The organism is Altererythrobacter litoralis (assembly GCF_036324225.1).
Taxonomy (GTDB): domain Bacteria; phylum Pseudomonadota; class Alphaproteobacteria; order Sphingomonadales; family Sphingomonadaceae; genus Erythrobacter; species Erythrobacter litoralis_A.
In genome coordinates, this window is sequence record NZ_JAZDQV010000004.1 from 121,907 (window position 1) to 134,461 (window position 12,555).

Genomic DNA, 12,555 nt, shown 5'->3' on the forward strand with positions numbered 1-12,555 from the left:
AGTGCGAGCCCCATTCCTCTATCGCGAATTCCCTTCCTCAGGCAGTCGCTGCATGCGGCAGGCGCGCCTGGAGCCCTTCAGGCAACGGCTGCACGATCGCGCGGCGGATCGGGGTCCAGAAAGCCGAGAGCGTCAGCAAGGCCGATCCGATCACCAGGGCGGTGAGGGCAACGTTGAGTTCGACCGCGCCGAAGCGGTCGAACAGAAAGGTCAAGGCGGCGAGCACATAGGCCAATGCCGAGACCAGCAGCGCGCGGCGGTCGATCGCCAGCGCGATCATTCCGAGCGCGACATAGACCACGAGCACGCCCATTGCAGCGCCCAGGCCGATGTTGTTGCCGCCCGTCACGCCCAGCCAGTGGAACAGCGGGTGCGCGATCATGGGCGCTGCAAGCAAGTGCAGCCAGAAGGCCACGTCGCTGCGGCGCGTCTGGCGTTCCCTGTCGCTGGTGTCCCAACGCATGGCGAAAGCGAAGACGCACAGGCCAGCGATGAATACCAGCGGGATGAAGATCGGCTCAGGGCTGTCGATATTGTTCGGGCCGATGATTGTTACGATCAGCGCGATAGCAGTGACAGTCAGTGCGCCTGCTCCTGCAGCAACGGTGATCGGCACCATGAAGCGGCGCCAGTGAATCCATGCGGCACCCGCGGTGGCGAGCGCGGCGCCCGCGATCAGCGATCCGGCCAACACTTGATTGCCATCGAAATTGTCACCGCCGAGCGACATGACGATAGTGCCGAGCAGCATTTCGAAAACGCCGCCGACAAAGGCGAGCAGCAGCACGATGCTGGGCAGTGCCATGCGCCGGATGCGGGTGAAATATTCGGCCATGCCCCATGCCGCGCCTGCGATCAGCAGGCCGGAGAAGGGTGGCGGCCCGTCGAGATTCGGCGTGAAAGCCTGCCCGATACCGGCCATTGCCACCAGCAGCAGTACGGCCGCGATGGTCACGAAGATATCGTTGAAGCTGTTGATGAGCCGGAAATGCTCTTCGTCGGTGGCCGGCGCATCGCGCGTTAGCTTCACCGACTCGCGCAGTGCATCTGCGGCCTGGGCGCTGATCGCACCCGAAGCCACCGCCTGCCGCAGGTCGTCTTCAGTATACATGGGCAAACCTCTCCCTGTTGATGCAGGGAGAGGTACGCCTAGTGTATTACTGTGTCAATACAGCAGAGAATTATCCGCGTGCGCTGGAAGGCGCCGCATCGGGGCCGAGCACCTTCTGCATTGCCTTGAGGATATTGGCGCTCTGCTCGCTGCCGCTCTGCGGAGCGGTGAGGTTGGTGAAGGACGAAATCTTGTCCCAATTTGCCGCGAAGCCTTCCACCGTGCGGTCTTCTTCCTTCAGCCACACCGCTTCGTTCATCACTGTCCAGGCGCTGTGGAAGCCGCCTGCGCCAGCGCCGACGATGGCGTTGGTCGGCGCATCTTCGCTCACCAGGAACAGCGCCGCGGGGACGACGTTCACCGGATCGAACAGCTTGAAGGCCGCTTCGGGGAACAGGTCTTCGGTCATGCGCGTGCCCGCGACGGGCGACAGCGTGTTGACCCTGATGTTGTACTTCGCGCCTTCGAGCTGCAGCGTCTTGGTCAGGCCGGCGAGGCCGAGCTTGGCTGCGCCATAGTTAGCCTGGCCGAAATTGCCGAAGAGGCCGGTGGACGAAGCGGTCATCAGGATGCGGCCATAGGCCTGCTCGCGGAAGGTTTCCCAGCACGCCTTGGTGACGAAGGCAGAACCGGTCAGGTGCACCTTGAGCACGAACTCGAAATCTTCCGGGGTCATCTTGGCGAAGGTCTTGTCGCGCAGCACGCCGGCATTGTTGATGAGGACGTGCACGCCGCCCCACTTCTGCTTGGCGTCGGCAACCATCTTTTCCATCTGTTCGTATTCGGTGACCGAACCGCCGTTGGAAACGGCTTCGCCGCCCATCTTCTCGATTTCCTCGACCACCTGCAGCGCCATGTCCGAATGGCCGGTGCCGTCGCGCGATCCGCCGAGGTCGTTGACCACGACCTTTGCGCCGCGCCGCGCGAGTTCGAGTGCGTATTCACGACCCAGACCGCCGCCGGCGCCGGTGACGATCGCAACCTTGTCCTTGAAGTCGATGCTCATGGGGGTTCTCTCCTGCTTCAGGTCGGCCCAGCGGCCTTACGTTTGCGTAAATGTGACGCCCGGTTGGCAGTTTCGCGCGAAGCTTGCAACCGCACTTTGGTGAGGTCGCGATTCCGTAACGGCATTTGCCGCCGGCAAGCGCCTCAAAGCCGCTCGAGCGCCGCGATGAGTCCGGCAAGCGAATCGATCACTGCGTCTCCGCCCAGTTCGTGCGGGGCGGCATCGCAATAACCATATCCCGCCACTACCACCGGAACCCCGGCACCGCGCGCGGCGCGCACATCATAAGAGCTGTCGCCGACAAAAGCGAATGCCTCGCCGCCGCAAAGCTTGCGTGCCTCGATAACGGGATCGGGCGCCGGCTTGGCAAGGAAACTGCCGTCCGCAGCGCGGCCCATCGAATCGCCGCCGATCACGCTGACGAAGTGCCGGTCGAGACCCAGATCGCCGAGCACCTTGCGCGCAAAGGCTTCGAACTTGTTGGTGACGACCGCCATCTGCACACCGCGTGAGGCAAGCTCGTTCAGCACCTCTTCGGCATGCGGATAGGGGCGGGTGTGGACCGCGTTATGCTCTGCATAATAGGCCAGCATCGCCTTGTAGAGCGCGCGAAAATCCTCTTCGGGCATGCCGCCCTGCGCCTCGACCGCGCGGGCCAGCATGATCTTGGCCCCGCCGCCGATCAGGTCTTTCGAGCTTTCGACCGAGACGGGCGAGAAGCCGCCGAGTTCGAGCGCATGGTTCACCGCCGCGCCCAGGTCGCGGAAAGTGTCGAGCAAAGTGCCGTCGAGGTCGAAGCCTATGCCGCGGAAAGGAAAATCAGCCATGCACCATCCGGTGGCCGATGGTTCTTCAAACCGCAAGCGTTTGGTGCCATGAAGCGCGCATGAGTGATTTCGCCGCCATCGTCCTTGCCGCGGGCAAGGGCACCCGCATGAAGAGCGACCTGCACAAGGTGCTGCACCCGATTGCCGGGCGCGCCATGCTCGATCATCTACTTGCTTCGGTGGCGGAGCTTGAGCCCGCGCGCAGCGTGGTGGTGGTGGGAGACAAAGCGGAGCAAATCGAGGCTGCAGTAAAGGGTCGCGCCGATTGCTGCCTGCAGGAACCGCAGCTGGGCACCGGCCATGCGGTTCAACAGGCCGAAGCCGCGCTTGCCGGGTTCGACGGCGATGTGCTGATTCTCTACGGCGACGTTCCTTTCGTGCGGCCTGAGACCATGCGGCGGATGCTCGACAGGCTGCATGAAGCCGATGCGCCGCCCTGCGTGGTGCTGGCCTTCCGTGCGGCGGATCCGGGCGCCTATGGACGGGTGATCAGCGAGGATGGCCGGACCATCGCCAAGATGGTCGAGTTCAAGGATGCGACTGCCGCCGAGCGCGCGGTCGACCTGTGCAATTCGGGCATGATGGCGGTGCGGGCGCAGGATCTCTTTGCCTTGCTGCGCCGCATCGGGAACGACAATGCCGCAGGCGAATATTACCTGCCCGATATCGTGATGACTGCGCTCGGCGATGGCAGGGCAAGCGCCTGGGTCGAGGCGGACGAGGCTGAGGTTCAGGGCATCAACTCCCGCGCAGAACTCGCTCGGGCCGAGGCGCAATGGCAAGCCGCGCGCCGCGCCGAAGCGATGGCCGACGGGGCAACGCTGGTCGCACCCGAAACCGTTTTCTTCGCTTTCGACACGCGCTTGGGGCGCGACGTGACGGTCGAACCCAATGTCGTATTCGGCCCCGGTGTCAGCGTGGCCGATGGCGCCACAATCCATGCCTTCAGCCACATCGTCGGCGCGACGATTGGTGCCGACTGCTCGGTCGGCCCCTTCGCCCGGCTGCGGCCCGGTGCGGTGATGGAAAAGGGCAGCAAGGTCGGCAATTTCGTCGAGATGAAAAAGGCGGTGCTGGGCGAGGGGGCCAAGGCGAGTCACCTGACCTATCTCGGTGATGCGATCGTGGGCGAACATGCCAACATCGGCGCGGGCACCATCACCTGCAATTACGACGGCTATTTCAAATACAAGACCGAGATCGGCCCGCGTGCCTTCATCGGATCGAACAGCTCGCTGATTGCGCCGGTCAAGATCGGTGCCGACGCGATTGTCGCGGCGGGCAGCGCGGTCAGCCGCGATGTCGGCGACGGGGATTTGCGCATGGTGCGCGGGGAGCAGATCGTCAAACCCGGCTGGGCCGACCGCTTCCACGATGCGATGAAGAAGAAAAAGGCCGCAGCGAAAGACAAGGGCTGACCCGCCAATGGATGGCGATGAAGCGCTCACGTGCTGGCTGTGCGATCGCGCGATCGACACGCTGCTGCAATGGCATCATCCTGTGCCGAAGGCGAAGAAGGGTCGGGGGACGGTTCCGGTCCATCCGATTTGCCACAAGGCGATCCATACGCATTTCACCAACTCCCAGCTGGCGCGGATTGGCGATGATCGCGCCGTCATCCTCGCGCATGTCGAGATCGCCAAATTCGTCAGCTGGGTTAGCTCCAAGCCGCCCGACTTTCACGCACCGACCAGGACAAGGTAGGCGAAAGCGGGCGGCCGGCCATTTGGACCCGGGTCAGGCCTCTTCGAGTTTGTGACGCACCGCTTCGGGCGGTCGCTTGGGCTGCACTTCATCGCGATGGCGCCGATCGACCAGATCTTCCCATTCGCGGAATTCGCTGTGGCTGAGCAAATAGCGTTCGCGCGCTTCAGCAAAGCTTATCACCTGCTTACGCACTGCCCGCACGACTTCGGCCTTGCGGGCTGCGGACCAATAGATCCGATGAGTAGTAGGCAGGGCGGCACGCTTGATCGCGTCGGCTACGGTCTCATGCGGGGCATAGGGCATGCTTTGTCTCCTGACTGGCCCCCGTTGCCTGTAATCATTCGGTTTCGAGCCTTAATTCCGGGTAATCGCTTGTGCTTAGGGCGCGATTCATCATCCGGGCGGTGCCCGCGATGCGATGAAGCGTTGGCGTGCTTTGCCCGAAACGAAAAGGGCGACCCTTGCGGGCCGCCCTTGCCGATTTTGCGAAAGACTGCGTTCAGTCCTTTGAGCGGTCGTCCATCAGCCTTTCCATCAGGTAGATGAACTGCAGCGCCTGGAGCTGCGCGCGTTGCTCGTTGTCGACCCCGCCCGAATGGCCGCCGGTCATTTCCTCATAGTAGTAATATGGCTGGCCGAGCGCCTTCAGCTTGGCGGCACCCTTGCGCGCATGCGCGGGATGGGTGCGGTCATCGGCCGTCGAAGCCCAGAGGAAGGGCGAGGGGTAGTCCACCCCTTCGACGATCTTCTGGTAGGGCGAATAGCCTTCGATCCAGGCCCGCTGTTCGGGAATGCGCGGATCGCCATACTCGCCGATCCATGAAGCACCGCGGCCGATCAGGTGGTAGCGCAGCATGTCGAACAGCGGGATCTGCACGATGGCTGCGCCGAACAGATCGGGCCGCTGGGTAAAGGCTGTACCCACCAGCAACCCGCCTTGCGAACCGCCCTGGATGCCGAGATGCTGCGGAGAAGTGAAGCCGCGCTTCACCAGGTCTTCACCCACAGCAATGAAGTCATCCCACGTACGCTGCTTGTTCTCGCGGATCGCGGTCTGGTGCCAGTTCGGGCCGAACTCGCCGCCGCCGCGCATGTTGGCGAGCACATAGGCGCCGCCCTTTTCGAGCCACAGCTTGCCGGTCGTGCCGAGGTAAGCGGGGAGGCGCGGCACCTGGAAGCCGCCATAACCGGTCAGCAGCGTCGCGGTGGTCCCGTCCACCTTCATGCCCTTGGGCTTGACGATGAAGTAAGGGATTTTCGTTCCGTCCTTGCTGGTCGCCGAGAACTGTTCGACGTCCATCCCCGCCGGATCGAAATAGAGCGGCGAAGTCTTGATCGCCTCGGGCTTTCCGCCGTCCGAGTAATAGAGCGTGGTCGGATTGAGGAAGTCCGTGACCGTGAACATGATTTGGTCGGTCTCGTCCGACGAGGTCGCGATGCCCAGCGTCGCATTGTCGGGCAGCGCAACCGGCGTCTGGTGCCAGGCACCGTCTGCGAAGTCGAACCGCACCACCTTGCCCACGACATTGTCGAGCATGGTCACGAAAAGCGAATTGCCGGTGATCGATCCGCCCTGCTTGGTTTGGCGTTCGCCGGGCGCCCAGACGAGCGTCTTCTTCGCGCCGTTGGGGTTGGCCTTCCACTCCTCAAGGTCGACCGCGATCAGGCTGTCAGCCGGGAAAGTCTGGCCGTCCACGGTCCAGTCCACATCGGTCGAATAGAGCAAATGACCGTCGACGATGCCGTAGGGCGAGGCCTTGAGCGGGATATCCAGCCGCAGCCACTCGCCATCCTTCTGCACGTAATATTCGGTTTCGTGGAAGCTCACTGCGCGGAAGGCTGTGTAGGCGTGGATCGTGCCCTTGTTGTCGCGCAGCAGGCTGGCACCTGCCCATACGTCCTTGGGCGAGCCACGGAAGATCTCCTGCGCATCGTCAAGCGACTGGCCGCGCTTCCAGATGCGCGAGGTGAAGGGATATTCGCTCTCGGTCTTGAGCGTATCGTCGAAATTGCGCGTGACGAGCAGCGTATCCTTGTCGATCCACTGCATGTTGCCCTGGCTTTCGGGCAGTTCGAAGCCGCCTTCGACGAAGCTCTTCGTCACCATGTCGAATTCGCGCATGATGGTGGCATCCTTGCCGCCATCCGACAGCGAGATCATGCAATGGCGCAACTCGGGCGGCAGGCAGGTCGACCCCTGGTACACCCATTCGCGCCCTTCGGCCTTTGCCAGCGCGTCGACATCGAGCACAACCTCCCATTCGGGCGTATCGGTGCGGTAGCTCTCAAGCGTGGTCTTGCGGACGAGGCCGCGCGGGTTCGCCTTGTCCTGCCAGAAATTGTAGAGCCCGTCTGGCCGGATCGACACGAAGGGAATGCGATCCTCGCTGTCGAGGATGGTCAGTGCTTCGGCCTTGAGCTGCTCGAAGCGGGGATCGGCGGTGAGCAAGCCCAGCGTACGCTCATTCTCGGCCTTGACCCACTCGAGCGCCTTTTCGCCGCGAGCTTCTTCCAGCCAGATGTGCGGATCCTGTTCAGGGCCAGGAACACCGGTATCGGCGGCCTGATTGTCTGCGAAAGCGGGATTTACGGTACCAAGGGTCATGACTGCGGCCAGCGCCAGTTTCGAAACAAGGTTCAAATGTCCTCTCCGGATATTTGTGAAGGCGAACCCGGGACCGGATTCTCAATGGAGCAACCCTAATCGGATCATCCTGTTCCGCAAATGAAAAGGGCGACCTTTTCAGGCCGCCCTTTCAAATTTCCTTCTGTCGCCAGAACTATCAGGCTTCGACGTGTTCAGCGAGCACCGTCAGGCCGGCATCGCCCACTTCCGCAAAGCCGCCGCGGACCTGTATGGTCTCGGGGCTGGCGCCTTCGGTCTTGTAGACCTGCACGGCGCCGTCGCGAATGGTCGACATGAAGGGCGCATGGCCCTCAAGCACGCCGAACTCGCCTTCCGAACCGGGGACGACCACCATGTAGACGTCCTCGCTGCGGACCAGCTTTTCCGGCGTTACGAGTTCGAAGTGCAGTGCCATCGGTCTCAGGCGTCCTCAGCTAGCTTCTTGGCCTTGGCCACCGCATCCTCGATGCCGCCAACCATGTAGAAAGCGGCTTCGGGCAGGTGGTCGTATTCGCCCTCGACCACCGCCTTGAACGACTTGATGGTGTCTTCGAGCTGCACGAACTTGCCGGGGATGTTGGTGAAAACTTCGGCGACGTGGAAGGGCTGCGACAGGAAGCGCTGGATCTTGCGCGCGCGGGCGACGGTCAGCTTATCTTCTTCCGACAGTTCGTCCATGCCGAGAATGGCGATGATGTCCTGCAGGCTCTTGTACTTCTGCAGCGTTTCCTGAACCTTACGAGCGGTTTCGTAGTGCTCGGTGCCGACAACGCGCGGTTCGAGAACGCGGCTGGTCGAGTCGAGCGGATCCACCGCCGGGTAGATGCCCAGCTCCGAAATCGCGCGGCTCAGCGTGGTGGTCGCGTCCAAGTGGGCGAACGAAGTTGCCGGCGCAGGGTCGGTCAAGTCGTCGGCCGGAACGTAGATCGCCTGCACCGAGGTGATCGAGCCCTTGGTGGTCGAGGTAATGCGTTCCTGAAGGTTGCCCATGTCGGTCGACAGGGTCGGTTGGTAGCCCACGGCCGAAGGAATACGGCCGAGCAGCGCCGACACTTCCGAACCCGCCTGCGTGAAGCGGAAGATGTTGTCGACGAAGAAGAGCACGTCCTGGCCTTCCTGGTCGCGGAAGTATTCCGCCATGGTCAGGCCCGAGAGAGCCACGCGAGCGCGGGCGCCCGGGGGTTCGTTCATCTGGCCGAACACCAGTGCCACCTTCGAACCTTCCGAGGTCGCATTGCCGTCGGCGTCCTTGGCGATAACGCCGGCGTCGAGGAATTCGTGGTAGAGGTCGTTACCTTCGCGGGTACGCTCACCCACGCCGGCGAACACGGACACGCCGCCGTGACCCTTCGCGATGTTGTTGATCAGTTCCTGGATCAGCACGGTCTTGCCCACGCCGGCGCCGCCGAACAGGCCGATCTTGCCGCCCTTCGCGTAAGGCGCGAGCAGGTCGATCACCTTGATGCCGGTGACGAGAATGGCAGCTTCGGTCGACTGGTCGATGAAGGCAGGGGCTTCAGCGTGGATCGGCGCGCGCTGATCGGCACCAATCGGGCCGCGCTCGTCGATCGGCTCGCCGACCACGTTCATGATGCGGCCAAGCGTCTTGGGGCCGACGGGGACCGAGATCTGCGCGCCGGTGTTGATCACTTCCTGACCGCGGGTGAGGCCTTCGGTCGCGTCCATGGCGATGGTGCGCACGGTATTTTCACCCAGGTGCTGGGCAACTTCCAGAACGAGCGTGTTATCGCCGTTCTTGGTTTCCAGCGCGGTGAGGATCGCCGGCAGCTCGCCAGGGAACTGGACGTCGACGACAGCGCCGATGACCTGGCTGATCGTGCCATTGGTGGTCTGGTTGAGTACGGGTGCGGTGGCCATTTCTATATCCTGCTCTGAGAATTCTTGGCGTTGTGTCAGGCGCCCTGGGCGCAAACGGTTTCGGGTTCGGCTACGGTCCATTCGCCGTCGCCTGGGGTCAGTGTGGCCGAGTGGCGCAGATATTCATCCTTACCGAGGCCGTACTGGCAAATCACGTTTTCCGAGCCGAAGCCGGCGCGCTTGCAAGCCGAGGTGCTGACTGGCTTGGCCGCGGGGCATGCCTTGGCAAGGGTTTCAGCGAACACCGCCGCGTCGGGCGCGGGCAGGGCGGGCTCTTCCGGCACTGCAACAGCAGTTTCGGTCGGGGTCGGCTGCGGCGCGGGCGCGGGCTCTTCACCGCAAGCGGCGAGGGCGAAGGCTGGCAGGAGTGCGAGGGCGAGTTTCTTCACTGGGCTATCCCTTACTTACAGCGCTTCCGCACCGGCGATGATTTCGATCAGCTCGGTGGTAATCGCGGCCTGGCGGCTGCGGTTGTACTGGATGGTGAGCTTGTTGATCAGGTCGCCAGCGTTGCGCGTGGCGTTGTCCATTGCGGTCATCGAAGCGCCCTGTTCGGAAGCTTCGCGTTCGAGCAGCGAGCCGAACAGCTGCGTCTTGACGTAGCGCGGCAGCAGCTCCTCGAGGATTTCCTCTTCGCCCGGCTCATATTCGGCCACTGCGTCGCCGCCTGCAGATTCCTCAGGAGAGGGAACCGGGATCAGCTGGACCGTCGTCGGGTCCTGCGCCAACGCGCTCTTGAAGGTCGGGTAGACGAGGTGAGCCACGTCGAACTTGCCTTCTTCGAACATGGTGATCAGCTCGTTCGCGATGGCGTCGGCTTCTTCGAAGCCCGGCGTCCTGACGTTTGCCGTGTCAAAAAGCTTGGCGATGCGCTGTCCGAAGTCGCGCTTGATCGGCGCGCGGCCTTTCTTGCCGACGAGGTAGAACTGCACATCCTTGCCTGCCCCGATCAGCCTGTTGGCTTGCGAGCGGGCTTCCTTGATGATGTTAGAGTTCAAGCCACCGCACAGGCCCTTGTCGGTGTTGACTACCACCAGCAGGTGGCGCTGGTCGCTTCCGGTGCCGGCGAGCAGCTTGGGTGCGCTGTCGCTCTTGCCGACCTTGGCGGCGAGCGAAGCCATCACCGAAGCCAGGCGCTCGGCATAGGGGCGTGCGGCTTCGGCAGCCGACTGCGCACGGCGCAGCTTGGCCGCTGCGACCATTTGCTTGGCCTTTGTGATCTTCTGGGTCGACTTGACCGAGTTGATCCGACCTTTGAGTTCCTTCAGCGAGGCCATATCGGCTCCCTAATCGTGTCTCTCAGGCTCAGGCGAACTGCTTGGCGAAAGCGTCGAGTGCGGTGACGACCTTGGCCTTCACATCGTCTTCGAACTTGCCGGTGTCGCGGATTTCCGCGAGCACGGCAGCATGCTCGGCGCGCATGAACGCCAGCATCTGTTCTTCATAGGCAGTGACGCGGTCGACAGCGACGGTGTCGAGGTAGCCGTTGGTGCCGGCGAAGATCGACACGACCTGCTCTTCCACCGGCATCGGCGAGAACTGGGCCTGCTTGAGCAGCTCGGTGAGGCGTGCACCGCGGTTGAGCAGCTTCTGCGTTGCGGCATCGAGGTCCGAGCCGAACTGCGCGAAGGCAGCCATTTCACGATACTGTGCAAGCTCGAGCTTGATCGAGCCGGCGACCTTCTTCATCGCCTTGGTCTGCGCGGCGCCGCCGACGCGGCTGACCGACAGGCCGACGTTAATGGCCGGGCGGATGCCCTGGTAGAACAGGCCGGTTTCGAGGAAGATCTGGCCGTCGGTGATCGAGATCACGTTGGTCGGAATATAGGCCGACACGTCGCCTGCCTGGGTTTCGATGATCGGCAGAGCGGTGAGCGAGCCGCCACCCTGGCTGTCGTTCATCTTCGCCGCACGCTCGAGCAGGCGGCTGTGGAGGTAGAACACGTCGCCCGGATAGGCTTCGCGGCCCGGCGGGCGGCGGAGTAGCAGCGACATCTGGCGATAGGCGACAGCCTGCTTCGAAAGGTCGTCATACACGATCACGGCATGCATGCCGTTGTCGCGGAAGAATTCGCCCATGGCGCAGCCGGTGTAGGGCGCGAGATACTGCAGCGGAGCGGGCTCCGAAGCGGTCGCGGCGACAACGATGGAATATTCCATCGCGCCGTTTTCTTCGAGCTGGCGCACGATCTGCGCAACGGTCGAGCGTTTCTGGCCGACGGCGACGTAGATGCAGTAGAGCTTCTTCGATTCGTCGCCCGACTTGTTGATGTCCTTCTGGTTGATGAAGGTGTCGATCGCGACGGCGGTCTTGCCGGTCTGGCGGTCGCCGATGATCAGTTCGCGCTGGCCGCGGCCGACGGGAACGAGGGCGTCGATGGCCTTGAGGCCCGACTGCACCGGCTCGCTGACCGACTGGCGCGGGATGATGCCCGGAGCCTTCACTTCAACGCGGCGGCGCTCTGCCCCTTCGATCGGGCCCTTGCCGTCGATCGGGTTGCCCAGCGCGTCGACCACGCGGCCCAGCAGGCCCTTGCCGACCGGCACGTCCACGATGGTGCCGGTGCGCTTGACGCTGTCGCCTTCCTTGATTTCGGCGTCCGAGCCGAAGATCACGACGCCGACATTGTCAGCTTCGAGGTTGAGCGCCATGCCCTGGATGCCATTGGCGAACTCGACCATTTCACCGGCCTGGACCTTGTCGAGGCCGTGGATGCGGGCGATACCGTCACCCACCGAAAGCACGGAGCCGACTTCGCTCACTTCGGCTTCGGTACCGAAATTGGCGATCTGGTCCTTGATGACCTTGGAGATTTCTGCGGCGCGGATTTCCATTTTCAGCCTTTCATCGCGTTAGCGAGGGAATTCAGACGGGTGCGGATCGAGCCGTCGATGCGCTGCGATCCGATGGTGACGACGAGGCCGCCCAGGAGATCCGGGTCGACGCTCGGCTTGAGCTTTACTGTGCGGCCCTGGCGGGCGGTCAGCTTGTCCTTGAGCGCATTGAGCTGCTCTTCGGTGAGCGGGTGTGCGCTGGCGACTTCTGCGGTGACTTCGCCGCGCTGTGCGGCAGCGATCATCTGGAAGGCGCGGATCATGTCGCCAACGGCCGAAAGGCGGCGGTTGGCGGCGAGCACGCCGAGGAAGTTCCCCGTCAGCTCGCCAAGCCCGAGAAGCGCGGCAACAGCGGCGATCGCTCCGCGCTGCGCCTTGCGGCTCAATTCGGGGTTGGTGGTGACTTCGCGCAGGTCGGCCGATTCGGCCAGCGCGGCACCAAGCGTTTCGAGGTCCGATTCGACCGCAGTCACGGCCCCCTGTTCGGCTGCAAGCTCGAACAGAGCGGAAGCATAACGCCCAGCAAGGCTAGCCTGTATACCGGCGGAAATATCCACGCGCTGAA

General features: G+C 63.1%; 13 protein-coding genes. 2 read left to right on the plus strand and 11 right to left on the minus strand.

Features of this window, described 5'->3' with window-relative positions; genetic code table 11:
* Positions 1–37 precede the first annotated feature (37 nt).
* From VRS74_RS05600 to VRS74_RS05610, 3 genes are all read right to left on the minus strand, one after another.
* Positions 38–1,111, minus strand: coding sequence for a hypothetical protein (locus VRS74_RS05600; RefSeq protein WP_354144265.1), 1,074 nt, complete (start codon positions 1,109–1,111; stop codon positions 38–40).
* 70 nt (positions 1,112–1,181) lie between these two features.
* Positions 1,182–2,117 carry an SDR family NAD(P)-dependent oxidoreductase gene (locus VRS74_RS05605; RefSeq protein ID WP_354144266.1) on the minus strand — a complete coding sequence of 312 codons (936 nt, stop codon included), beginning with the start codon at positions 2,115–2,117 and terminating at the stop codon, positions 1,182–1,184.
* Between the two features lie 143 nt (positions 2,118–2,260).
* Positions 2,261–2,944 carry an HAD hydrolase-like protein gene (locus VRS74_RS05610; RefSeq protein ID WP_354144267.1) on the minus strand — a complete coding sequence of 228 codons (684 nt, stop codon included), beginning with the start codon at positions 2,942–2,944 and terminating at the stop codon, positions 2,261–2,263.
* Between the two features lie 59 nt (positions 2,945–3,003).
* Here VRS74_RS05610 and glmU point away from each other — a divergent pair, with 59 nt between their 5' ends.
* Together glmU and VRS74_RS05620 are read left to right on the plus strand one after the other, a co-directional pair.
* Entirely contained in the window at positions 3,004–4,362 is a 1,359-nt protein-coding gene (gene glmU / locus VRS74_RS05615; protein ID WP_354144268.1) for a bifunctional UDP-N-acetylglucosamine diphosphorylase/glucosamine-1-phosphate N-acetyltransferase GlmU, read from the plus strand.
* Positions 4,363–4,369: 7 nt separating this feature from the next.
* The gene (locus VRS74_RS05620) at positions 4,370–4,648 is read left to right on the plus strand and encodes an HNH endonuclease (protein ID WP_354144269.1); all 279 of its coding nucleotides are present in this window, start codon (positions 4,370–4,372) and stop codon (positions 4,646–4,648) included.
* 33 nt (positions 4,649–4,681) lie between these two features.
* Here VRS74_RS05620 and VRS74_RS05625 read toward each other — a convergent pair whose 3' ends face one another.
* The 8 genes from VRS74_RS05625 to VRS74_RS05660 all read right to left on the minus strand — a co-directional run bounded on the left by VRS74_RS05625 (position 4,682) and on the right by VRS74_RS05660 (position 12,547).
* Complete coding sequence (locus VRS74_RS05625; protein ID WP_354144270.1) at positions 4,682–4,954, minus strand: DUF1153 domain-containing protein; 273 nt, start codon at positions 4,952–4,954, stop codon at positions 4,682–4,684.
* A gap of 196 nt (positions 4,955–5,150) precedes the next feature.
* Positions 5,151–7,256 carry a prolyl oligopeptidase family serine peptidase gene (locus VRS74_RS05630; protein ID WP_354144271.1) on the minus strand — a complete coding sequence of 702 codons (2,106 nt, stop codon included), beginning with the start codon at positions 7,254–7,256 and terminating at the stop codon, positions 5,151–5,153.
* Between the two features lie 178 nt (positions 7,257–7,434).
* On the minus strand, positions 7,435–7,692 hold the full coding sequence (locus tag VRS74_RS05635) for an ATP synthase F1 subunit epsilon (RefSeq protein ID WP_354144272.1): 258 nt from the start codon (positions 7,690–7,692) through the stop codon (positions 7,435–7,437).
* Between the two features lie 5 nt (positions 7,693–7,697).
* Positions 7,698–9,155, minus strand: coding sequence for a F0F1 ATP synthase subunit beta (atpD, locus tag VRS74_RS05640; RefSeq protein WP_354144273.1), 1,458 nt, complete (start codon positions 9,153–9,155; stop codon positions 7,698–7,700).
* Positions 9,156–9,190: 35 nt separating this feature from the next.
* Positions 9,191–9,544 (minus strand): hypothetical protein, encoded by a 354-nt coding sequence (locus VRS74_RS05645; RefSeq protein ID WP_354144274.1) that lies wholly within the window; start codon positions 9,542–9,544, stop codon positions 9,191–9,193.
* 15 nt (positions 9,545–9,559) lie between these two features.
* Positions 9,560–10,432, minus strand: a complete 873-nt coding sequence (locus tag VRS74_RS05650) for a F0F1 ATP synthase subunit gamma (protein WP_354144275.1) — start codon at positions 10,430–10,432, stop codon at positions 9,560–9,562.
* A 28-nt stretch (positions 10,433–10,460) separates the two neighbouring features.
* Positions 10,461–11,990 (minus strand): F0F1 ATP synthase subunit alpha, encoded by a 1,530-nt coding sequence (gene atpA / locus VRS74_RS05655; protein ID WP_354144276.1) that lies wholly within the window; start codon positions 11,988–11,990, stop codon positions 10,461–10,463.
* A 2-nt stretch (positions 11,991–11,992) separates the two neighbouring features.
* Positions 11,993–12,547 carry a F0F1 ATP synthase subunit delta gene (locus tag VRS74_RS05660; protein ID WP_354144277.1) on the minus strand — a complete coding sequence of 185 codons (555 nt, stop codon included), beginning with the start codon at positions 12,545–12,547 and terminating at the stop codon, positions 11,993–11,995.
* Positions 12,548–12,555: the final 8 nt, after the last annotated feature.